General features: G+C 71.2%; 20 protein-coding genes. 13 read left to right on the top strand and 7 right to left on the bottom strand.

Annotated elements, in window-relative coordinates:
• Nucleotides 1–59: 59 nt before the first annotated feature.
• Nucleotides 60–437 (top strand): hypothetical protein, encoded by a 378-nt coding sequence (locus tag C1C97_RS07865; RefSeq protein ID WP_121031066.1) that lies wholly within the window; start codon nt 60–62, stop codon nt 435–437.
• A 108-nt stretch (nt 438–545) separates the two neighbouring features.
• On the opposite strand, the gene C1C97_RS07860 is transcribed toward C1C97_RS07865, so the two are convergent.
• Nucleotides 546–1,223, bottom strand: coding sequence for a hypothetical protein (locus tag C1C97_RS07860; protein ID WP_233542818.1), 678 nt, complete (start codon nt 1,221–1,223; stop codon nt 546–548).
• Nucleotides 1,224–1,412: 189 nt separating this feature from the next.
• Here C1C97_RS07860 and C1C97_RS07855 point away from each other — a divergent pair, with 189 nt between their 5' ends.
• The 9 genes from C1C97_RS07855 (at nt 1,413) to C1C97_RS07815 (ending at nt 11,676) form a co-directional block, all read left to right on the top strand.
• A complete protein-coding gene (locus C1C97_RS07855; protein ID WP_110919538.1) occupies nt 1,413–1,898 on the top strand; it encodes a MarR family winged helix-turn-helix transcriptional regulator in 486 nt (161 codons plus the stop codon).
• A gap of 101 nt (nt 1,899–1,999) precedes the next feature.
• Nucleotides 2,000–3,847: an ABC transporter ATP-binding protein gene (locus tag C1C97_RS07850; RefSeq protein WP_407657266.1), complete on the top strand. Its 1,848-nt coding sequence runs from the start codon at nt 2,000–2,002 to the stop codon at nt 3,845–3,847.
• A 45-nt stretch (nt 3,848–3,892) separates the two neighbouring features.
• Nucleotides 3,893–4,612, top strand: a complete 720-nt coding sequence (locus tag C1C97_RS07845) for a DUF421 domain-containing protein (protein ID WP_158591140.1) — start codon at nt 3,893–3,895, stop codon at nt 4,610–4,612.
• 63 nt (nt 4,613–4,675) lie between these two features.
• Nucleotides 4,676–5,842, top strand: coding sequence for an ABC transporter ATP-binding protein (locus tag C1C97_RS07840; RefSeq protein WP_110919520.1), 1,167 nt, complete (start codon nt 4,676–4,678; stop codon nt 5,840–5,842).
• Nucleotides 5,839–6,594 carry an ABC transporter permease gene (locus C1C97_RS07835; RefSeq protein ID WP_121031060.1) on the top strand — a complete coding sequence of 252 codons (756 nt, stop codon included), beginning with the start codon at nt 5,839–5,841 and terminating at the stop codon, nt 6,592–6,594. Before C1C97_RS07840 ends, C1C97_RS07835 begins: the two co-directional genes overlap by 4 nt.
• Nucleotides 6,591–7,268, top strand: a complete 678-nt coding sequence (locus C1C97_RS07830) for an ABC transporter permease (protein ID WP_110919522.1) — start codon at nt 6,591–6,593, stop codon at nt 7,266–7,268. The genes C1C97_RS07835 and C1C97_RS07830 overlap by 4 nt, the downstream gene beginning before the upstream one ends.
• The gene (locus C1C97_RS07825; RefSeq protein WP_121031058.1) at nt 7,265–8,233 is read left to right on the top strand and encodes an ABC transporter substrate-binding protein; all 969 of its coding nucleotides are present in this window, start codon (nt 7,265–7,267) and stop codon (nt 8,231–8,233) included. Before C1C97_RS07830 ends, C1C97_RS07825 begins: the two co-directional genes overlap by 4 nt.
• A 531-nt stretch (nt 8,234–8,764) precedes the next feature.
• Complete coding sequence (locus tag C1C97_RS07820; protein ID WP_199712233.1) at nt 8,765–10,657, top strand: alpha-amylase family protein; 1,893 nt, start codon at nt 8,765–8,767, stop codon at nt 10,655–10,657.
• Nucleotides 10,658–11,067: 410 nt separating this feature from the next.
• A complete protein-coding gene (locus tag C1C97_RS07815) occupies nt 11,068–11,676 on the top strand; it encodes an SRPBCC family protein (protein ID WP_121031054.1) in 609 nt (202 codons plus the stop codon).
• A gap of 87 nt (nt 11,677–11,763) precedes the next feature.
• On the opposite strand, the gene C1C97_RS07810 is transcribed toward C1C97_RS07815, so the two are convergent.
• Complete coding sequence (locus C1C97_RS07810; protein WP_110919526.1) at nt 11,764–12,372, bottom strand: GNAT family N-acetyltransferase; 609 nt, start codon at nt 12,370–12,372, stop codon at nt 11,764–11,766.
• A 159-nt stretch (nt 12,373–12,531) separates the two neighbouring features.
• On the opposite strand from C1C97_RS07810, the gene C1C97_RS07805 reads away from it, so the two are divergent.
• A complete protein-coding gene (locus C1C97_RS07805) occupies nt 12,532–13,152 on the top strand; it encodes a superoxide dismutase (protein ID WP_110919527.1) in 621 nt (206 codons plus the stop codon).
• A gap of 108 nt (nt 13,153–13,260) precedes the next feature.
• Nucleotides 13,261–14,238 carry a 2-hydroxyacid dehydrogenase gene (locus tag C1C97_RS07800; RefSeq protein WP_121031052.1) on the top strand — a complete coding sequence of 326 codons (978 nt, stop codon included), beginning with the start codon at nt 13,261–13,263 and terminating at the stop codon, nt 14,236–14,238.
• Nucleotides 14,239–14,405: 167 nt separating this feature from the next.
• Here C1C97_RS07800 and C1C97_RS07795 read toward each other — a convergent pair whose 3' ends face one another.
• Nucleotides 14,406–15,584 carry a cysteine desulfurase family protein gene (locus tag C1C97_RS07795; protein WP_121031050.1) on the bottom strand — a complete coding sequence of 393 codons (1,179 nt, stop codon included), beginning with the start codon at nt 15,582–15,584 and terminating at the stop codon, nt 14,406–14,408.
• Nucleotides 15,585–15,643: 59 nt separating this feature from the next.
• Between C1C97_RS07795 and C1C97_RS07790 the strand changes: the two genes are divergently transcribed.
• Nucleotides 15,644–15,976 (top strand): cupin domain-containing protein, encoded by a 333-nt coding sequence (locus tag C1C97_RS07790; RefSeq protein ID WP_110919530.1) that lies wholly within the window; start codon nt 15,644–15,646, stop codon nt 15,974–15,976.
• On the opposite strand, the gene nadC is transcribed toward C1C97_RS07790, so the two are convergent.
• From nadC to C1C97_RS07770, 4 genes are read right to left on the bottom strand one after another with little or no spacing between them, the layout of a single operon-like run.
• Nucleotides 15,973–16,872 (bottom strand): carboxylating nicotinate-nucleotide diphosphorylase, encoded by a 900-nt coding sequence (nadC, locus tag C1C97_RS07785; RefSeq protein ID WP_121031048.1) that lies wholly within the window; start codon nt 16,870–16,872, stop codon nt 15,973–15,975. The genes C1C97_RS07790 and nadC overlap by 4 nt on opposite strands.
• Entirely contained in the window at nt 16,850–18,853 is a 2,004-nt protein-coding gene (locus C1C97_RS07780; RefSeq protein WP_121031046.1) for an L-aspartate oxidase, read from the bottom strand. Before C1C97_RS07780 ends, nadC begins: the two co-directional genes overlap by 23 nt.
• On the bottom strand, nt 18,846–20,171 hold the full coding sequence (nadA, locus tag C1C97_RS07775) for a quinolinate synthase NadA (protein ID WP_121031044.1): 1,326 nt from the start codon (nt 20,169–20,171) through the stop codon (nt 18,846–18,848). Before nadA ends, C1C97_RS07780 begins: the two co-directional genes overlap by 8 nt.
• Nucleotides 20,168–20,875 (bottom strand): NUDIX hydrolase, encoded by a 708-nt coding sequence (locus C1C97_RS07770; protein WP_158591139.1) that lies wholly within the window; start codon nt 20,873–20,875, stop codon nt 20,168–20,170. The genes nadA and C1C97_RS07770 overlap by 4 nt, the downstream gene beginning before the upstream one ends.
• Nucleotides 20,876–21,021 lie beyond the last annotated feature (146 nt).

Below are 21,021 nucleotides of genomic sequence, written 5' to 3'. Positions count from 1 at the left end.
TCCCACGGCGGGCTTCCCACCGGGGCCGAGCAGCCGGGGAAGCATGATGAAATGGACACATGCAGTTCAACTTCCGGCGCGCGAAGACCCCCGCATATCTCACGTCCCTGGCCCTGGTGGTGATCGGGCTGCTGCTGGCCACGGGCTCCGTGGCCGTGCTCGGCTGGATTCTCGCCCTGCTGGGGATCGCCCTCAACGTCATGGCTGTGAGCATCACCGCCATCGAGGACTCGCCGTCCCGCGCTCGCGATACCGGCACCCGCGTGGTCGTGGAGCCGGAGACGGACACCGAGCAGCACGACGTCGTCTCCCCCGCGAGTGCCCCGCGTTCCGTGTCCGCTCGCTCGGCCTCGAGCACCCCGGCCGCCACGAAGGGCGGCTCCTCCGCCGTCCGCGCGGCCGCACCGGCCACGGAGCGGGAGCGTTCCGCGTCCTGAGCCCTGCGGTCATACACCGCCGGAGACACCCTGGGCGCCCACCGCTCGACGTTGAGACGCGGGCCGTCGCTCCCCTGGACGTGACCCGCCTCGAACCCCGGTGGACCGTCAGTTCATGGCGGCGGCGCGGTAGATCTGCTGCACCTTCTCATCGGCGAGACGGGTCTCGATGCTCACCGTGGCCTCCGGGTCCGAACGCAGGTAGCGCACCGGGCCGTGGGATCCCACCTCGAGCTTCTCGGCGTCCGCGGTGCGGTAGACCGCGTCCACGGTCCCGGTGAACGCCGGTCCCTGCGTGGGGTTCACCCGCAGGGTCAGGTGCGCGGTCACGGTGTCCGAGACGCCGTTCTCGTCGAACGGGGACGCCACGTCCAGCTCCCGCACGATCCCCACGCCGTAGCCGATCACGCCCGGCAGCCGCGCCGCCAGGTGCCCCTGGGCCTTCGCGAACGAACGACGCAGCATGGTCACCCACGAGAGCGCCGCGAGCACCAGGACCACGGCGATGACCCCCAGCCACAGGCCGTTGTGGGTGTCCGCGTAGCGCAGGGCGCTCAGCACCACCACGGCCGCGGAGACCACCGGAATCACGAGCAGCAGCGACGCCGTGAGCCTCTCGCGCAGAGACGGTTTCGAGGGCGCTGCGGGCCCCGGGGCGCCCTCGGCCGTCGCGTCCGCGCTCGGCCGCCCGGACGACGGCGCACGGCCCAGCTGGCGCATGGCGGCGGCGTCGAAACCCCGGTCGTCGACGGTCAGGGGCGCGGGCCAGGTGGCGAGGGAGTCCATGTTCCTCATTATGGAGCAGGCGAGCGGCCCGACATCAGGTGGGGCGGGCACCGTGTGGCGGTGGTGTGCCCGCCCGGGCGGGCACACCAGTGCGGTAAACGGCGCTGGCCCAGCGCTCCGCTGATGCCGGGGTCTCGGGCGAATCGGAAATATTTGCCGCGGCAATATATGCTCACTACACTCGGGCGCATGAGTGACACGAAGTGGCTGTCGGAGGACGAGCGGGAGGCGTGGCTGGCCCTCGTCTCGATCATGTTCAGGTTGCCCGGGTCCGTGGAGGGGCAGCTGCGTAGCGAAGAGGGCATGTCCCTGGCCGAGTACCTGGTGCTCGCCATGCTGTCCGAGGCGCCCGACCACCGGCACCGGATGTCGGCGCTGGCCACCGCCACCAACACCTCCCAGTCCAGGCTCTCGCGCATCGTGGCGCGCATGGAGCGGGACGGGCTGGTCACCCGCGAGGGCCGGCAGGACGACCGCCGCGTGGTGATCGCGGAGATCACCCCCGCCGGAATGGACCGCGTGAGGGAAGCGGCTCCGGCGCACGTCCGTCACGTCCGCGAGATCGTCTTCGACCGGTTGAGCAGCGAACAGGTGGGGCAGCTGCGGGAGATCGGGCGCGCTCTCAACTGCGGCAGCTCGGCACGCAGCGTCCTGGGACTGGACTGCTCCGCCTGATCCCCTGACCCGCCCCGGCCCCGCCGGTCCATGGCGTCGGAACGCAGGTCTACAGTGGCCGCGTGAGCATGCAGAGCGCCCACATGGCCATGTGGCGGACCATGAAGGGGCAGGACAACAAGGGCCGCAAGATCAGCGGCCGGACCGTGCGGCGGATCGCCACGTTCGCGCGACCCCACCGAGGGGCCATCACCGCGTTCGTCCTGGTGTCCGTGGTGCTGGCGGTGCTGGGGGTCGTGACCCCCGTCCTGGCGGGCCGCGTGGTCAACGCGATCACCGGTGGCCACGACGTCTCCGTGGTGGTGTGGCTGGCCGTCGCCATCGCCGTGGTGGCCGTCGCGGACGCCGGGCTGTCCCTGCTGAGCCGGCTGCAGTCCTCGCGCATCGGCGAAGGGCTCATCTACGACCTGCGCACCGCGGTGTACGACCACGTGCAGACCATGCCCCTGGCGTTCTTCACGCGCACCCGCACCGGCGCCCTGGTGTCCCGGCTCAACACGGACGTGATCGGAGCGCAGCGCGCCTTCGCCGGGACGCTGTCCGGCGTGGTCTCCAACCTGGTGTCCCTGCTGCTCACCGTGGGCGTGATGGTCACCATCTCGTGGCAGGTGACGGTGCTGTCCCTGCTGCTGCTGCCCATCTTCCTGATCCCCGCGCGCGCGATGGGTGGCAAGCTGGCCGCGCTGCAGCGCCAGTCCGCGCAGTACAACGCGCAGATGTCCACGCGCATGACCGAGCGGTTCTCCGCCGGCGGCGCCACCCTGGTGAAGCTCTACAGCGACCCCGTGGAGGAGTCCCGGGAGTTCGCGGCCCGCGCGGACGACGTCCGCGGGATCGGCATCCGGGCCACCATGCTGCAGACCACCTTCGTGACGGCACTGACCCTGGTCTCGGCCCTGGCACTGGCACTGGTGTACGGCGTGGGCGGCGCCCAGGCCATCCTGGGCCACTTGGACGCCGGTTCCGTGGTGGCCCTGGGAATGCTTCTGACCAGGCTGTACACCCCGTTGACCATGCTCGCCAACGCCCACATGGACATCATGAGCGCCATCGTGAGCTTCGAGCGCGTGTTCGAGGTCCTGGACATCAAACCGCTGATCGCGGAGCGCGCCACCGCCCGTGCGCTGCCCGAGGGGCCCGTGGCGGTGGAGTTCGACCACGTGAACTTCTCCTACCCGTCGGCGGAGAAGGTCTCGCTCGCCTCCCTGGAGGACGTCGCGGTGCTGGACTCCCGCGGTGGCGAAGAGGTGCTGCACGACGTCAGCTTCCGTGCGGCCCCCGGCCACACGGTGGCCCTGGTGGGTTCCTCCGGGGCGGGCAAGTCCACGATCGCTCAGCTGGTCGCGCGACTGTACGACGTGGACTCCGGTGAAGTGAGCATCGGCGGGCAGGACGTCCGTGACACCACCTTCGAGTCCCTGCGCCACACGGTGGGCATGGTCATGCAGGACGGGCACCTCTTCCACGACACCATCCGCGCCAACCTGAGCGTGGCGCGCGAGGGTGTCACGGACGCGGACCTGTGGGACGCCCTGGACCGATCCCGGCTGCGGCACGTGATCGCGTCCCTGCCGGACGGTCTGGACACCGTGGTGGGGGAGCGCGGCTACCGGCTCTCGGGCGGTGAGCGGCAGCGGCTCACCATTGCCCGCCTGCTCCTCGCACGCCCTCGCGTGGTGATCCTGGACGAGGCCACGTCCGCGCTGGACTCCACCAACGAGGCGCACGTGCAGGCCGCCCTGGACGAGGCGATGTCCGGGCGCACGGCGGTGGTGATCGCCCACCGGCTCTCCACCATCCGGCAGGCGGACCAGATCCTGGTGATCGAGGCCGGGCGGATCGTGGAGCGCGGTTCCCACACCGAGCTGCTCGCGCGTGGCGGTCGCTACGCGGAGCTGCACGACACCCAGTTCGCCGCGAACGGCCGGGACCACGACGCCGCTCGGTAGCGTTCCTCCTGGACGAAAGGTTTGCCTCGAGGGCAGGAGCGGCGCGTGAACGGATGGGACGAACTGGCGGGAGAGCTGGGGATCTCGTTCCCGCACGCCGCGGCCGTGGTGCTCTCGGCCGTGGGGATCTACCTGACGTTCCTGGTGTTCGTGCGCCTGCTCGGCCAGCGGATCCTCACGGCCATGTCCACGTTCGACGTAGTGGTCACCGTGATGCTGGGAGCGGTGGCCGGGCGCGTGATCCTGGGCCACCCGCCCACTCTCGCGAGCGGTGTGCTGGGACTCGCCGTCCTGTTCCTCCTGGAGGCGGTGTTTGGGCGGCTGGGAGCCCGGCCGCGGTGGCAGCGACTGTTCAATGCTCCCGCGCGGATCCTGATGGTCGGTGCGGACGTGGACGAGCAGGCCCTGCAGCGCGCTCACATCACCCGGTCCGAGCTGCACGGAGCCCTGCGCCGCGCGGGGGTGCGGTCCTACGGGGAAGTGGCCTGCGTGCTGCACGAACCCGGTGGCGGGATCAGCGTGCTGCGCCGGGGAGTGCCCATCGACCGCCACCTGCTTGCGGACGTGGCGGGTGCGCAGCGGATCCCGGAGCAGTACCTGGCGCCCGGCCCCGAGGCCGCCCGGGGACGCACCAGCCGAGGATCCGTCGGCACGGACACCCCCGCGGGCCGGGATGCCGCCGACGCATCGGTCGATCCGGCCCCGGACGCAGCTCCGGGTGGCGGGAGTCACATACCATTGGACGGTCCGGCCCGAGCGGAATAGTTCGTTCCCCTGCTGTTGCGGGTGGCTAGGATGGTGCAACGCCTACGAAGGGACACGGACCCCATGACCGAGATGGCCATCCGCTACCGCGGAGTGAGCAAGGTCTATCCGGACGGCACCACTGCGGTGGACAACCTGGACCTGGACGTTCCCTCGGGTTCTCTCACGGTGTTCGTCGGTCCTTCCGGCTGCGGCAAGACCACGTCCCTGCGCATGCTCAACCGCATGGTGGATCCCACCTCCGGTGTGGTGGAGGTCAACGGACAGGACGTCTCCAGCATCCCGGCCGCCCAGCTGCGCCGCTCCATGGGCTACGTGATGCAGCAGTCCGGTCTGCTGCCCCACAAGACTGTGGAGGACAACATCGCCACCGTCCCGCGCCTGAACGGGGTCTCCAAGAAGGAGTCCCGCGCGAACGCCCGTGAGCTGCTCGGTTCGGTGGGTCTGGACGAGTCGCTCGCCACCCGGTACCCCGCACAGCTCTCCGGTGGTCAGCAGCAGCGCGTGGGCGTGGCCCGGGCGCTCGCGGCGGATCCGCCCGTCCTGCTCATGGACGAGCCCTTCTCCGCCGTGGACCCCGTGGTGCGCCAGGACCTGCAGCACGAGCTGCTGGACCTGCAGAAGCGGCTGCACCGCACCATCATCTTCGTGACCCACGACATCGACGAGGCCATCCTGCTGGGCAACCGCGTTGCGGTCTTCGCCCGCGGTGGCAGGCTGGCCCAGTACGCGACGCCCGAGGAGCTGCTGCGGGCCCCGGCGGACGACTTCGTGGCGGACTTCATCGGCCGGGACCGCGGGTTCCGCTCCCTGAGCTTCGAGAACGCCGCCGTGGCGCTGCAACCCGTCACCGTGCTCGCCGCGGACACCGGCGAGCGCACCGTGGTGGGCCCGGGCAGCGAGAACCCGGCACCGTGGCAGGGAACGGGCGCGGCGGCGTCGTCAGACTGGGTGCTCGCGGTGGACGAACGCCGCCACCCCCTGGGGTGGCTGCCCGTGCGCTCGGGAGGGGAGGCCGCGGGGCGTGAGGAACTGCGCGTGGGCGGCACCCTGTGGCACGAGGGCGACTCCCTGCGCACCGCGCTCGACGCCGCGCTGTCCTCGCCCTCGGGTCAGGCCGTGGCCGTCCACGAGGACGGCTCCGTGGCCGGTGTGGTACCCGGCGAGGACGTGATGCGGGCCATCGAGGAGCAGCGCGCCACCCGTCACCACGGGGCGGAGCAGGCGTGAACTGGCTGACGAACAACTGGCCCGCGGTCCTGGAGCTCGCGGGAGCCCATCTGATGCAGTCCGTGGTCCCCGTGGTCATCGGCCTGCTGATCAGTGTGCCGCTGGCACGGCTGGCGGCGGGGAACCGGTGGCTCCGGCCCCTGTTCGTCACGGGGTCCTCGCTGCTCTACACGATCCCCTCGCTCACACTGTTCGTGGTACTGCCGCTGATCCTGGGCACACGCATCACCGCGGTGAGCAACGTGATCGTGGCGCTGACCCTCTACGTGATCGCCATCCTGGTGCGCTCGTGCGTGGACGCGTTCGAGTCCCTGGACCGGGACGTGCTGCAGGCCGCCACCGCCATGGGGTACAAACCCGCCCGCCGCTTCTTCGGGGTGGAGCTGCCCCTGGCCGTGCCCGTGATGATCGCCGGACTGCGCGTGGCCACCGTCTCCAACATCTCCATGGTCTCGGTGGGAGCGGTGATCGGCATCCAGTCCCTGGGCACGCTGTTCACGGACGGGCTGCGGCGCTCGATCGTCGCGGAGATCGTGGTGGGCATCGTGGCCACCGTGGTCATCGCCGTGGTGCTGGACCAGCTGCTGCGCCTGCTCGGCCACACCATGACCCGCTGGCAGCGCACCGGCACCGCCGCGCCGCACGCGAGCGCGCGGCGTCGCGACGACACCGGGGACGGCGCGGACACGGGGGGCGCTCGCGGTGCCGCCGGCGCCCTGGCCACTGTGGAGTCGGGGGGTGCGTCCGCATGAGCCTGTTCGCCGAGGCCGCGCAGTTCCTCACCGATCCCGCCCACTGGACCGGTGCCACGGGCATCCCCCAGCGCCTGCTCGAACACGTGGGCTACAGCGTGCTGACCATGGCGATCGCCCTGGTGATCGCGGTGCCCCTGGGCCTGTGGGTGGGTCACACCGGGCGCGGCGGGGGAGTGGTCGTGGGCCTGGCCGGTGCCCTGCGCTCGCTGCCCACCCTGGGTCTGCTCACGCTGTTCACGCTGCTCATGGGCCTGGGGCTGATGCCGCCCATCCTGGCGCTCGTGCTGCTGGCCATCCCGCCGATCCTCTCCGGGACCTACTCGGGGATCGCCGCGGTCTCACCCGCCCTCGTGGACGCGGCGCGTGCCATGGGGATGACCGAGTCCCAGACCCTGTTCCGCGTGGAGATCCCCGTGGCCCTGCCCGTGATCCTGGGCGGGATCCGCAACGCGGCGCTGCAGGTGCTGGCCACCGTGACCATCGTGGCCTACATCAACCTGGGCGGCCTGGGCCGCTACCTCATCGACGGGCTCGCGGTGCGTGACTACTCGCGCATGCTCGCGGCCGTGGTTCTCGTGGCCGTGCTCGCCCTGGCCGCGGACGCAGTCCTCGCTCTCGCACAACGCCTGGTGACGTCGCCCGGCCTCAGATCGACAGGAGATCGTCCATGACACCGCAGTCCTCATCCCCCCGCACCCGGTGGCGCCCCGCGGCGTTCGCCGCGGTGGCCTCCACCGCCCTGTTCGCGCTCACCGCGTGCGGCGGCGGTTCGGACCCCCTCGCGGACAAGAACGACGACGCCTCGGGCGGGTCCTCGGACACCGTCACCGTGGGCTCGGCGGACTTCCCGGAGTCGCAGATCGTGGCGGAGCTCTACGCCGGGGTGCTGCGGGACGCCGGTGTGAAGGTGGAGACCAAGCCGGGAATCGGCGCGCGTGAGGCCTACGTGGGCGCGGTCAAGGACGGCTCCGTGGACGTGGTCCCGGACTACTCCGGCAACCTGCTGCTGTTCGCGGACAAGAAGGCCGAGGCGGCCTCCTCCGGGGAGATCATGAAGGCCCTGCCGGACGCGCTCAAGAGCCAGGACCTTTCTGTGCTTGACGCCTCCAAGGCCGAGGACAAGGACGCCCTGGTGGTCACGCAGGCCACCGCGGACAAGTACGGCCTGAAGACCGTGGCGGACCTCTCCTCCTCGTGCGGCGAGCTGGTCATGGCCGGGCCGCCGGAGTTCCAGGAGCGCTCCTACGGCACGAGCGGGCTCAAGCAGAAGTACGACTGCTCCTTCAAGTCCTTCCAGCCCATCAACGACGGCGGCGGGCCCCTGACCGTGCAGGCGCTGACGAAGGGCGATGCCCAGGTGGCGGACATCTTCACCACCACGCCTGCCATCCAGGACGAGAAGCTCGTGGTGCTGGAGGACCCCAAGAACAACTTCATCGCCCAGCAGGTGCTGCCGCTCACCGCCCCGGACCGGCTGCCCAAGGAGGCGGTGGACGCGCTCAACCAGTTCTCCCCCAAGCTCACCACGCAGGACCTGATCGACCTCAACCGCAAGGTCAGCGGTGACGAGCAGCAGAACCCCGCGGATGCCGCCAAGCAGTGGTTGGCCGACCACGGCTACGACAAGGCCTCCTGACACCCGTCGTTCTCCGGGGGCAGCGTGCAGCGCCCGGGGGTCCCGTTCATCGGACGGGACCCCCGGGCATTCGTCATGTCCCGTTCAGGTGCGTGGTCGCCAGATCGTCGTGACGACGGGCGCGCCCACTTCCACACAGGGTTGTCCACACACGGCGGGGATGTGCACAGCCCACGCTGACTTGCGGCAACGCCGGTGTTTCCCCACGTGGGCCCGAGGCGTGGTCCCAGGGTTTCCACACCTGTGGACAACGCTGTGCACAAGCTGTGCAGTGAACGGGGGATGAGCACATGGTCATGCGCCCGTCACCGTCGGACCGCGATGTGATGCGTGTCTATGCTGGACGGGGCCGCGGCCGCGTCAGCGCGGACGTGGTCGGACCGAGCTCGGCATCAAGGGGGATCCCGGGCGCCATGACTCCCTACGGACGTGCTGCGTCCCCGCCGAGGAGGCATTCACGTGCTGCCAGAGAATCCTATCCCCCACGACGTCACCGGCCAGGACCAGCTGCTGGAGGTGCTGCAGGAGCACATGCGCCGGGACACCCGTGCGAGTCCCCAGGACCGTGCCGTCTTCACCGGGCGGCTCACCCGCCACGTTCGCCGGCTGATCACGTCCCTGTACGCCGTCTACGGTCCGCGCCCGGACTTCTGGGACGTCGTGGAGCAGGCCGTGCTCACCGCCTGGGATTCCTATGTGCAGCGCCCGCAGGACCTCAAGGACCTGGACCGGCAGCGCGCGGGAGACCAGCCGTGGTTCTCCTCCCGTGAGGCGGTGGGCGGCGTGTGCTACGTGGACCGTTTCGGAGGGACCCTCGCCGGGCTGCGGGAGCGGATCCCGTACTTCAAGGAACTCGGCCTGACCTACCTGCACCTGATGCCCCTGTACGAGAGCCCCGGGGGCAACTCGGACGGCGGGTACGCGGTGTCCTCCTACCGCCACGTGGACCCGGCGCTGGGCACCATGGCCGAGCTCGCGGAGTTCGCGACGCAGCTGCGGGCGCAGGGAATCGCCCTGGTGCTGGACTTCGTGTTCAACCACACCTCCAACGAGCACGCGTGGGCCCGCGCGGCGGCCGCGGGTGACCCGCACTACGAGCGGTTCTACTGGATCTACCCGGACCGCACCATGCCGGACGAGTTCGAGCGCACCACGCGGGAGATCTTCCCGGACGACCACCCGGGGGTGTTCACCCGTGTGGACAGCACCCCCGCGGGACGAGCCGCGAACCCCCGTGATCCCGATCCGCGCTGGGTGTGGTCCACGTTCCACAGCTTCCAGTGGGACCTCAACTACTCCAATCCGCAGGTCTTCCACGCCATGGCCGCGGAGCTGCTGTTCCTGGCCAACCAGGGTGCCCAGGTGCTGCGCCTGGACGCGGTGGCGTTCATCTGGAAGCAGCTGGGGAGCACGTGCGAGTCCCAGCCCCGCGTCCACGACCTGCTGCGCGCGTTCAACGCCGTGACGGCCCTGGCGGCGCCCGCGGTGGTGTTCAAGTCCGAGGCGATCGTCCACCCGGACGAGGTCATCCGCTACGTCCACCCGGAGCAGTGCGCGCTGTCCTACAACCCGCTGCAGATGGCGCTCACGTGGGAGGCCCTGGCCACCCGGGACGTGTCCCTGCTCGCCGCCGCCCTCGCCGAGCGCCACCGCACCCCCGAGGGCACCGCGTGGGTCAACTACGTGCGCAGCCACGACGACATCGGCTGGACCTTCTCGGACGACGACGCCGCGCGGCTGGGTGTCGACGCACGCGGCCACCGCCGGTTCCTCAACGCGTTCTACACGGGCCGCCATCCCGGCAGCTTCGCCCATGGGGTGGCGTTCCAGGACAATCCCCGCACGGGCGACTGCCGGGTCTGCGGCACCACGGCCTCCCTCCTGGGACTCGAGACCGAGCCCGGCCCGGCCGTGGACCGCATCCTGCTGGCGTACTCGCTGGCCATGAGCACCGGGGGCATCCCCCTGATCTATCTGGGGGACGAGGCGGGGCAGCTCAACGACCCCCACTGGGAGCAGAACCCCGACCACGCGCTCGACGCCCGCTGGGTGCACCGGCCGCTGTACTGCGCCAACGACTACGACCGGCGCCACGACCTCTTCTCCGTGCAGGGGCGGATCTTCGGCGGGATCAGGGGCATGATCGCGGTGCGCAGGGGCACCCCGGAGTTCGAGGGCACCACCCTGATCCCGTTCGGCACCCACACTCCCCACGTCCTCGGGTACCAGCGGCCCGGCAGGCACAGCGTGGTGCTGTGCCTGGCCAACTTCAGCGACTGGTCCCAGTTCGTCACGGGAGAGACCCTCAGCGGGTTCCTCCCCGCCGCCGTGTCCCTCCACGAGAACGCGTCGGTGGACCTTCGCGGCGGCATCCTCCTGGAGGCACACGGATTCCGCTGGCTGCGCGTGATCCCGGTGTCCTGACGTCTGAAATAACACTGTCATACAATTGTCCCCTCATGGGTGGGCAGATACACCCAAAAGGGTGGACAACATGTGTTGTCCACACGTCTTCTCCACAGGAGTGGATAAATGGGACGCCTGCTGTCCCGGTTCCGCCCAGGGCTGACCGTGGACTGTTTCCCCTGGTCAAGCGCGTTCTTCCCGCTGCCCCTGTCGCCATCCGAAGATTTTCCTCGAACGTATGTTCGATTTATCCACCGACCTCTCCACACGTGTGGATAACGGTTGTCCACCGCCTGTGCACGGGCCTCTCCCCTCAACTGAGATGACGTGTCATCAATTTTGCATCAGACTGATTCCACCGATTACTTGCGTGCAGTTGCTGCCCGGTGGGACGGGCGGCATGGGGAGGCACGCTCAAGGGAGGGATCATGTCCGTTCGCATCACCCAGGTCGAGAACGCCGACCGCAGTTTCACCCTGCTCGCCGAGCAGGACGTACCCGTGTCCGTCGAGGAGTTCGACCGTGCGATCGGCCGGCCCAAGGAGATGGGGGAGTGGTTCGGGGTGGAGTTCACCTGGCCCACGTCCCCGGAGCACCAGCTGGACGTGGGATCGGCACTGGAGTTCAAGGCACCCGTGGGCCCGTTCAGCGTGGATTTCATCCTGATCGTCGCGGATCGGGTGCCCGGCAAGTCACTTCTCCTGCGCACCACGCGGGGGGCCGTGGACATGACCCTCGAATACACGTGGGCGCCCACGGACACCGGGGTTGATGTGCAAATGCGTGTGGACTTCCGCGTGCGCGGTGCGCTGTGGTGGAAGATCCCCTGGACCCGCAAGGTCTCCCGTCACAAGATCGTCCGCGGACTGGAGCGGATGCGGCAGGACGTCACGGCCCGGTCGTCGAGCGGGGCCGCCGTTTCACCGGCCCGGTCTCCGAAGGGGACACGTGCGCCTGAACCCGTCGTGGCCGTGCGCTCGCGGCCGGCGGCGGCGCACCGCAAGGCTCCGAGGCGGCGCTGCGCGCACCAGGCGTAGAGCGCGGCGGACCCGCACGCCGACCACCATCCGACTGGCGCCGCGGGGCCCGTTCGCGGGTGTCGGCCGAGGTGGCGGTGTGCGGCCTCAGCCGTTCGCCGGGCTCCCGGTGCCGTCCCGCGGGGGCAGGGCGCGTTCCATGCGGATCAGCCTCACCCGGTAGTCCATGCCGGGCACGTCGAAATCCACTTCGCCGCGGGGCGTGTAGCCCAGCCCTGCGTAGAACGGTTCGAGAACGGGGTTGGACGTGTCGCAGTCCAGGCGGGACACCGACCGGCCGGAGGCGGCGATGACTTCTTCGGCCACGCGGACGAGCCGCGGGCCTGTTCCCGTGCCGCGCAGGCAGCGGTCCACGGCCACCCCGTGGATGTATCCGGCGGGTTCGGACTGCTGCCCCCAGATCATGGGGTCCTCCCAGACCACCCGGACGCTCGCGAGAACCCGCTCGGGGTGGCCCGGGGCCTCCACGACCCACCACTCACCGCGTTCGATCTCCTGCTCCACCTGGGCGGCGGTGAACTCGCCCTCGCGCCACTGGTCGATGCCGCGCGCCTGCATCCAGCGGGCCAGCGTGTCCCGGAGCTCGACGATGCCCGCGGCATGACGGTGCCGGGCGGGTGTCACGTCCAGGACGTCCGGACCAGCCGTGCTCGGGGCGGGACGGGAACTGGGGAGGGCGGCGTCGTCGGCTGGCATGCCCCGAGGGTAGAGCAGGAGCGGGCGCGGGGGACGCGGTGTGACGGAACGTGACCGGGGCCCGGGAGCGGTACGCCAGTGGCTGAACGTTCTTGACCCGTGGAACGGCGGCGATGGACAGTTGAAGCATCACGCCCGCAAACGGAAGGATGTTTCACCATGGCTGAAAAGTTCACTCTCCCCGATCTCCCGTACGACTACGCCGCGCTGGAGCCGCACATCTCGGCCCAGATCATGCAGCTGCACCACGACAAGCACCACAACACGTACGTGACCGGTGCGAACACCGCACTGGAGAAGATGGAGGAGGCCCGCGCCAACGGTGACGCCGCCGGTGCCGCCAAGCTCTCCAAGGACCTGCAGTTCAACCTGGGTGGTCACATCAACCACTCCATCTTCTGGAAGAACCTGTCCCCCGAGGGCGGCGACAAGCCCACCGGTGAGCTCGCCGCGGCGATCGACACCTTCTTCGGCTCCTTCGACGGCTTCCGGGACCACTTCACCGCCGCCGCCACGAGCATCCAGGGCTCAGGCTGGGCCATCCTCGCGTACGAGCCCGTTGCCGGGAACCTGGTGATCGAGCAGATGTACGACCAGCAGAACGGCGTTCCCGTGGCCACCATCCCGCTGCTGCAGCTGGACATGTGGGAGCACGCCTTCTACCTGGACTACCAGAACGTCAAGGCGGACTACGTCAAGGCCTTCTGGAACATCGTGAACTGGGCGGACGTCTCCGAGCGCTTCGAGAAGGCACGCGCCGGGGCCAAGTCCCTCATCTGATCCACTCGTGACGCGCTGCCTCCAGGCGTCATGACCCGCGAAACCCCGCCCGGCCCGCGCCGCGCGGGGTTTCGCGCTACCAGCCAGCCATTCCGAGGAGTCCCGCCCATGAGCACGCCCCGTTTCCTGGTGACCCAGGAGATCCCCGAACCCGGCCCGAGCATCCTGCGCGACGCGGGAGAAGTGGAGATCCGCAGCGGCATGAGCGCCGACGAGCTGCGGGAGGCGGTAACGGGTGGTGAGTACGACGTGGTGCTGTCCCAGACCTCGGACCGCTTCGACGCCGAGCTCCTGGGCGCTGCGACGATCAAGGGCATCGCGAACTACGCGGTGGGGTACAACAACATCGACGTCCCCGCGGCGACGGAGCACGGCATCGCGGTGGGCAACACCCCGGACGTGCTCAACGATGCCACCGCGAACGTGGCCGTGCTGCTGCTCCTGGGCGCGGCGCGTCGTGCCCACGAGGCCTCCGAGCACCTGCGCAGCGGGCAGTTCGAGGGTCTGCGCCCGGATCTGCTGGTGGGGCAGGACGTCACGGGTGCCACGCTCGGGATCGCGGGGATGGGGCGCATCGGCAAGGCCGTGGCGCACCGCGCTCTGGGCTTCGGGATGAGGGTCGTGTTCACGCAGCGTCCGCCGCAGGACCGGGAGGTCTCCGACGACGAGCTCGGGGACCTCGCGGGCCGGGTGACCCAGGTGCGGTGGGACGAGCTCGTGGAGAGGAGCGACTACATCTCGCTGCACGTGCCGCTCACCGAGGAGACCACGCACCTGATCGACGCGGACGTGCTGCGCCGGATGAAGTCCACCGCGGTGCTCATCAACACCGCGCGCGGGCCCGTGGTGGACGAGGAAGCCCTGGTGCGCGCCCTGCGCACGGGCGAGATCTTCGCGGCAGGCCTGGACGTGTTCGAGAACGAGCCCGCGGTGGAGCCCGAGCTGCTGGAGCTGCCCAACGCGTTCCTGCTCCCGCACGTGGGCTCCGCGGAGCAGGGCACCCGGGCGGGAATGGCGCGCATGGCCGCGGAGAACGCCGTGGCCATGGCCCGCGGGGAGGAGCCGCCGTACCCGGTGACCGTGTAGGGGAGCGGGCCCGACCACCGTTGCCCGGACTGTGGCGGGCGACCCCGCACCGCCCGGTCGCAGACGCCCCGAATCCCGGCCGCGCGCCGCATCAGCAGGGTGCCGGGCGGGCCCCGGGGTGGCCGCCACGGAATCGGCTTGGCCGGACGGACAGCAGATCGCCCGGCTCAGGAGCCGCCACGCAGCGCCGTGACCACGTCCGCGGTGGCGGTGACTGCCGCGTCTACGTCCTCGCACGTCGTGTCCCTGCCCAGGCTGTAGCGCACTGCGGTGCTCGCCACCTCCGGCGGGAGGCCCAGGGCGGTGAGCACGTGGGACGGTTCCGTGGAGCCCGCCGAGCACGCCGACCCCGAGGACACCAGCACCCCTCGGTTCTCCAGGTCCACCAGCACGGTTTCCCCGTTGACGCCCGGGAAGCAGAAGCTCGCGTTCGTGGCCAACCTGTTCCCGCCGGCGCTCGGGTCCGGGCCCGTGAGCAGAGCACCGGGAACCCCGCTCAGGATTCCACCGATCAACCGGTCCCGCAGTGCGGCGCCATGCCGCACGAACTCGCCGCGCTCGCGCTCCGCCGCCTCCAGGGCGACGGCGAGCCCCACCGCCCCGGCCACCGTGGACGTCCCAGAGCGCCGACCCCGCTCGTGACCCCCGCCGCTCAGCAGCGGCCGCAGGGGTGTCCCCCGCTTGACCCAGAGCAGTCCGATGCCCGGGGGCGTGCCGATCTTGTGACCCGCAAGGCTCAGCGCGCTCACCCCGAGTTCCCGCACGTCCAGCGGCAGCACTCCCGCGGCCTGCACGGCATCCGTGTGCAGGGGGACGCCGTGCTCGGCAGCGATCTCCGCCAGCGCCGCGATGTCCTGCACGGTGCCCACCTCGTTGTTCGCGAGCATCACGGAGGCCACGGCGACCTCCGCCGCGGCGTCGTCGCCCCGGAGCAGCGCGCGGAAGGCGTCCGGAAGCACGACGCCGCTCGCGTCCACGGGAGCGGTCCGCGCCTCGAAGCCGTCGTACCGGGCGAGGTCCGCCGCCGAGTCCAGGACGGCGTGGTGCTCGATCGCGCTCGGGACCACGCGCGTGCGGGTCGCGCGGCGTTCGCGGCGGGCCAGCGCAATGCCCTTGACCGCGAGGTTGTCCGCCTCCGTGCCGCCGGAGGTGAGGACGATCTCGCCGGGGCGGGCGTGGAGCACCGCGGCCACGCGCTCGCGGGCGTCCTCCAGGGCGCGGGCCGCACGGCGGCCCCGCTCGTGGTGGCTGGACGCGTTGCCGTACTCGGTGGTGAGCCACGGCCACATGGCCTCGAGCACGTCCCGGCGGGGAGCGGCGGTGGCGGCGTGGTCCAGGTAGATCATGGGTGTCCTCTCACGAGCAGAAGGATGACGGGCGGCGGGAGCTGCGGTAGACAGGGAACATGGATGCGAACTCACTCACCACCCTGGCCCGCACACTGCTGGAGCAGGCCCACGAGGTCTCCAGTGGACGCGCCGCGCACAACCTCCACGGGGGCCGTGGCCACCGCCTGCAGCAGACGGTGATCGCGCTCGTGCAGGGCGAGGATCTCAAGGAGCACGAGAACCCCGGTGAGGCCACCCTGCAGGTGGTCGAGGGACGCGTGGAGCTCGCCGCGGGCGAGGACTCCGTGACACTGTCCGCGGGGGAGCACGCCGTGATCCCGCAGCAGCGGCACTCCCTCCACGCCCAGGAGGACTCCGTGGTCCTGCTGAGCCTGGTGAACGCCCACTAGCCCACGGCGATGTCCAGGCCCAGGTCGAGTGCGCGGACGGAATGGGTCAGGGCTCCCGCGGAGATCACGTCCACTCCCGTGGCGGCCACCCGGCTAATGGTCTCCAGGGTGATGCCGCCGGAGGCCTCCACGGTGGCGCGGCCGTCGATCATGGCCACCCCGCTGACCAGGTCCGCGGGGGCGAAGTTGTCCAGGAGCACCACGTCCGCGCCGCCGGCCAGGACGTCCTCGATCTGGTCCAGACGGTCCACCTCCACCTCCAGGCATGCCGTGTGGGGCATCTTCCGGCGCAGCTCGCGCAGGGCGCGGGGGAGCGAGGCGCCGCCCGCCGTGAGCACGGCCAGGTGGTTGTCCTTGAGCATCACGGCGTCCGAGAGGCCGAAGCGGTGGTTGTGTCCGCCGCCGCACGTCACCGCGTGCTTCTCCAGGGTCCGCAGCCCGGGGGTGGTCTTGCGGGTGTCGCACACGCGGGTGCGGGTGATGGTCCCGGCGGGCAGCTTGTTCGCGCGCTCCACCTCCGCGACGGTCTCCTCCACCGCGGCCACGTAGCGCGCGGTGGTCGTGGTGATCCCGGACATGCGCTGCACGAGGTTCAGCACCGTGCGCTCGGCGGTCAGCAGGGGGCGCGCCGGCCCGGAGATGGTTGCCACCACGGTTCCCGCGTCCAGGTGGTCCCCGTCGCGCACGTGCAGCTCCACGGTCAGGTCCGGATCGGCCACGGCGAATCCCACGCGGATCACGTCCTCCCCGGCGAACACTCCGGTCTCGCGTGCGGTCACCGTGGCGGCGGCCCGCGCGTCCGCCGGGATCGCGAGCTCGGAGGTGAGATCCCCCCACGGGGCGTCCTCCGCGAGTCCGGCGCGGATCACGGTCTCAACGGCTGAGCGGTGCAGCATGTGCCGTCCTTTCCTGAATGTCGTAGAGGTCCTGGGTGTTCTGGAAGTCACGGGGCCCGTGGCCGCCGTGGAGGTCGTGGTCCCCGCGGCTGCCGGGAGTGTCGGGGGCGGGTTTCTGGCGGGTTCCCGCCGCGGGGTCGCGGGGATCCGGGTGGCCCGAGCTGCCCGCGCTGGACGCGCCGTCCGCGCGATGGTGCGCCCCGCAGGACTCCGTCCGCAGCCGCGCCGCCCTGACGAGCTCGCGCGCCACGGTCAGCAGGTTGCGGTCCTCGTGCTCCGACAGCGTCTCCGCCTCCGCTCGGGGGCCTTCCGACGACGCCGCCGCGAGCCACCCGTCCAGCGTCCGCTCCACCTCCGCGAGCCCCGCGTCCGTGCGCACCACTCCGGCGCCCCGCCACATCACGGCCTGCAGTGCCGCGCGGGTGAACGGGCTCTGCGCGTCCCGACGCGTGGTGGCTTTTCGGGACGTGCGCGTGAAGGGCACTGCGGCGGCCGCGGCCTGGCCCCGGGCCGTGCGACGAACCTGCCCGCGGGGCCCGGGTGGAGTGGTCGGGGCCGGTGCGGGCGACGCACACGGGAGCGGGCCGGTCGCCGCACTGGATGATGCATATGCATATGAGTGCGGACCCTGCGACATGGCGCGGGTGTCGTGGTCCTCCAGGGAGGGGTGGAGTGCGGGTCCTGCCCAGGACGTGGGATCGGCCGGCGCGTCCGCCACGAGCCGCCCGATGCGTTCACCGAAGACCACGGCCTCCAGCAGCGAGTTGGAGGCGAGCCGGTTGGCGCCGTGCAGGCCGGTGGCCGCGCACTCACCCGCGGCCCACAGCCCGGGCACACTCGTGCGCCCGGTTCCGTCCGTGGCGACGCCGCCCATGAGGTAGTGCGCGGCAGGGCTCACCGGAACGGGCTCGCGGGACCAGTCGATGCCGTGCTCCCGCAGCGCACGGTCGATCGTGGGGAAGCGGTGGGCCAGGAACTCGGATCGGACGGTGCCGTCCGGCACGGGGAGCTGCGTGCAGTCCAGGAACACCTCGGCCTCGGGCGCGGACGCCCGTTCGGCCGCAATGGCCCGGGCCACCACGTCCCGGGGTGCGAGCTCCGCGAGCGGGTGCTGCTGGAGCATGAAGCGCTCGCCGCGGTGGTTGCGCAGCACTGCGCCCTCGCCGCGCACCGCCTCGGAGATCAGGAACGACCCCGGAGCGGCCAGGGCGGTGGGGTGGAACTGCAGGAACTCCAAATCCCGCACGGCTGCGCCCGCCCGCAGGGCCAGCGCGATGCCGTCCCCCGTGGCCACCGCGGGGTTCGTGGTGAACGGGTGCAGCTGTCCCGCTCCGCCGGTGGCGAGCACCACGTGGTCGGCGGCCAGGACGGACTCCGGGCCGAGGCCCCCGTCCGCGGCCACGGGGCGCACGGTCACACCGCGCACCACGCCACGGTCCAGCTCGAGCCGTGTGACCACGGTGTATTCCCTGATGGACATGTCACTCCGTGCCGCCGCGGTACGGACGGCACCCGTCAGCGCGCTCTGCATGACATGACCCGTGGCGTCTCCGCCCGCGTGCAGGATCCGCGGCACGCTGTGGGCTCCCTCGAGTCCCTGGACCCAGGGGGAGTCGGGACCGGCCACGCGGTCGAACCGCACGCCGTGCTCCGTGAGGACGGTGACGGCGTCCGGCGAGTCGGCGACGACGCCGCGCACCACCTCGGCATCGCACAGCCCTGCCCCCGCGGCCTCGGTGTCCCGGGCGTGCAGCTGCGAGGAGTCGAGGGACTGGCCGCCCGGCAGATCGCGGGTCGTGGCGGCGATCCCGCCCTGCGCCCGGTCCGTGGCGGTGTGCCCGAGGGCGGATTTCGTGAGCACGGTGACCCGCGCCCCGCACGAGGTCGCCCGCAGTGCCGCGGTGAGTCCCGCGGCACCGGAACCCACCACGAGCACGTGCACGGGAGCGTCCGCCGCTCCGGAGGGCACGGCGTCACGCACGCGGCACCGCGGCGAGCATGCGCTCCAGCGCCACCGACGCCTCGCGCGCGACCTCGCGGTCCACGCTCACCCGGTTGACCACCCGCCCGGCCACGAGCTCCTCCAGCACCCACGCGAGGTACCCCGGGTGGATGCGGTACATCGTGGAGCACGGGCAGATCACGGGGTCCAGGCAGAAAATGGTGTGCTCGGGGTGCTCGGCGGCCAGGCGGTTGACCATGTTGATCTCGGTGCCGATCGCGAACGTCCGCCCCGGTTCAGCGGCCGCCACGGCCTTGCGGATGTGGTCGGTGGAACCGGAGGAGTCGGCGGCGTCCACGACCTCCATGGGGCACTCGGGGTGGGCCACCACGGTGCAGCCGGGGTGCTCGGCGCGCGCCTGCTCGATCTGCGCCACGGTGAAGCGGCGGTGCACGGAGCAGAAGCCGTGCCACAGGATCACGCGCGCATCGGCCAGGGACTCGGGGGAGTTGCCGCCCAGCGGCTTGCGGGGGTTCCACAGGGGCATCTGCTCCAGGGGCACCCCCATGGCCTTGGCGGTGTTGCGCCCCAGGTGCTGATCCGGGAAGAACAGCACCCGCTGCCCGCGGGCGAACGCCCACTCCAGCACCGTGGCGGCGTTCGAGGACGTGCACACGATGCCGCCGTTGCGCCCGCAGAACGCCTTGAGCGCCGCGGAGGAGTTCATGTAGGTCACGGGGACCACCGAGGCCAGGGGCTCACCGCGCTCGTCCGTGAGCACGGAGCCGTTCTCGTCCGTGGCGTGCGGCCCCAGCACGTCCGCGAGCTCGGCCCAGCACTCCTCCACCGAGTCCTCGTCCGCCATGTCCGCCATGGAGCAGCCCGCGGCGGGGTTCGGCAGGATCACGGCCTGCGCGTCCGTGGAGAGGATGTCCGCGGTCTCCGCCATGAAGTGCACGCCGCAGAACACGATGGCCTCCGCCCCCGGGTGCGCCCTGGCCTGCTGTGCGAGCTGGAAGGAGTCCCCGATGAAGTCCGCGTGCGCCACGACCTCGTCCCGCTGGTAGAAGTGGCCCATCACCACCACGCGCTCCCCCAGGGTCCGCTTGGCCGCGCGGATCATGGCGTCCAGCTCCTGGGGGCTCGCGTCCCGGTACCGCTGCGGGATGGCGGGCTGTGCCGGCGAGCCCGGGGGGACGACGTCGTGCTGGGACGCCCCGGGGCCGTAGCCCTCGGTGAGCGGGGTGGGGAAGTCCCACGGCTGCTCGGCGAGCGCCGCGCTGCACGAGGCGCTCGCGCCGGGCGCGGCGTCGGGACGGGAGGTCAGCAGGGTCAGGCGGGTGGCCACGGAGGTCATGGTGTCTCCTGGTGCAGAGGGTTCGGTCCGGATCGGAAGAAGTCGGGGGCGCCGTCCGCCGTGAAGCGGTACAGCGCCGGGGGTCTGTGCGGTGTGCCGGGAACGCGCTCGCCGGTGTCCTGCAGCCGCCCGGAGCGCAGCACGTGGCGGCGGAAGTTGGGGGCGTCCACCGAGCGGCCGAGGATCGCCTCGTGCACCTCGCGCAGCTGCGCGATCGTGAAGGCGGCGGGCAGGAAGGAGCGCGCCACCGTGGGATCGGCGATCCGGTCGCGCAGCCTCTCGAGGGCGTGGGCCACGACGAGCGAGTGGTCGAAGGCCAGGGGCGGCAGGTCGGTGGCCCGCAGCCACGTGACGTTCAGGTCCTCCTCGCCCGCCGCGGCGTCCTGGGCGGGCAGGGCGGCCCAGTAGACCACGGTGACCACGCGCTCGTCGGCGCCCTGGGACCGGGTGAGCCCGCCGAACGTGGCGAGCTGCTCCAGGTGGGAGGCGTCCAGGCCCGCGGTGAGCCGCAGGTACGCGGTCGCGGCGTCCTCGAGCGTCTGGTCCCCGTCCAGCGGGCCGCCGGGCAGGGCCCACATGTGGTGGTACGGCTCGCGGATGCGGCGCACCAGCGGCAGCCACAGCTCGTGGCGGCCACCGGGGCCGGTGGGGCGCACCGTGAAGATCACGGTGGACACGGCGATGCTCGCGCACGGTGTGCTCACGGGGGCCGCCTTCCACGGGGGAACCGGGGGTGCCCAGTTGATGTCACAGCGACTCTAACGGCTAAAAGTCAGAATGACACTAAGGGCGGCTGTGTGACGCGCCGGGGCCCTGGTCGGGGCACACCCACTACGTTGCGTGAGCGCCC

This window comes from Kocuria tytonis (genome assembly GCF_003226895.2).
Lineage (GTDB): Bacteria > Actinomycetota > Actinomycetes > Actinomycetales > Micrococcaceae > Kocuria > Kocuria tytonis.
This window is presented reverse-complemented; position numbering and strand designations above follow the sequence as displayed.

Bases quoted from the DNA above. Each gene is read 5' to 3' on its own strand.
- C1C97_RS07865 (WP_121031066.1), top strand. From the start codon at position 60: ATGCAGTTCAACTTCCGGCGCGCGAAGACCCCCGCATATCTCACGTCC.
- C1C97_RS07860 (WP_233542818.1), bottom strand. From the start codon at position 1,223: ATGGACTCCCTCGCCACCTGGCCCGCGCCCCTGACCGTCGACGACCGG.
- C1C97_RS07855 (WP_110919538.1), top strand. From the start codon at position 1,413: ATGAGTGACACGAAGTGGCTGTCGGAGGACGAGCGGGAGGCGTGGCTG.
- C1C97_RS07850 (WP_407657266.1), top strand. From the start codon at position 2,000: ATGAAGGGGCAGGACAACAAGGGCCGCAAGATCAGCGGCCGGACCGTG.
- C1C97_RS07840 (WP_110919520.1), top strand. From the start codon at position 4,676: ATGACCGAGATGGCCATCCGCTACCGCGGAGTGAGCAAGGTCTATCCG.
- C1C97_RS07830 (WP_110919522.1), top strand. From the start codon at position 6,591: ATGAGCCTGTTCGCCGAGGCCGCGCAGTTCCTCACCGATCCCGCCCAC.
- C1C97_RS07825 (WP_121031058.1), top strand. From the start codon at position 7,265: ATGACACCGCAGTCCTCATCCCCCCGCACCCGGTGGCGCCCCGCGGCG.
- C1C97_RS07820 (WP_199712233.1), top strand. From the start codon at position 8,765: ATGCGCCGGGACACCCGTGCGAGTCCCCAGGACCGTGCCGTCTTCACC.
- C1C97_RS07815 (WP_121031054.1), top strand. From the start codon at position 11,068: ATGTCCGTTCGCATCACCCAGGTCGAGAACGCCGACCGCAGTTTCACC.
- C1C97_RS07810 (WP_110919526.1), bottom strand. From the start codon at position 12,372: ATGCCAGCCGACGACGCCGCCCTCCCCAGTTCCCGTCCCGCCCCGAGC.
- C1C97_RS07805 (WP_110919527.1), top strand. From the start codon at position 12,532: ATGGCTGAAAAGTTCACTCTCCCCGATCTCCCGTACGACTACGCCGCG.
- C1C97_RS07800 (WP_121031052.1), top strand. From the start codon at position 13,261: ATGAGCACGCCCCGTTTCCTGGTGACCCAGGAGATCCCCGAACCCGGC.
- C1C97_RS07795 (WP_121031050.1), bottom strand. From the start codon at position 15,584: ATGATCTACCTGGACCACGCCGCCACCGCCGCTCCCCGCCGGGACGTG.
- C1C97_RS07790 (WP_110919530.1), top strand. From the start codon at position 15,644: ATGGATGCGAACTCACTCACCACCCTGGCCCGCACACTGCTGGAGCAG.
- nadC (WP_121031048.1), bottom strand. From the start codon at position 16,872: ATGCTGCACCGCTCAGCCGTTGAGACCGTGATCCGCGCCGGACTCGCG.
- nadA (WP_121031044.1), bottom strand. From the start codon at position 20,171: ATGACCTCCGTGGCCACCCGCCTGACCCTGCTGACCTCCCGTCCCGAC.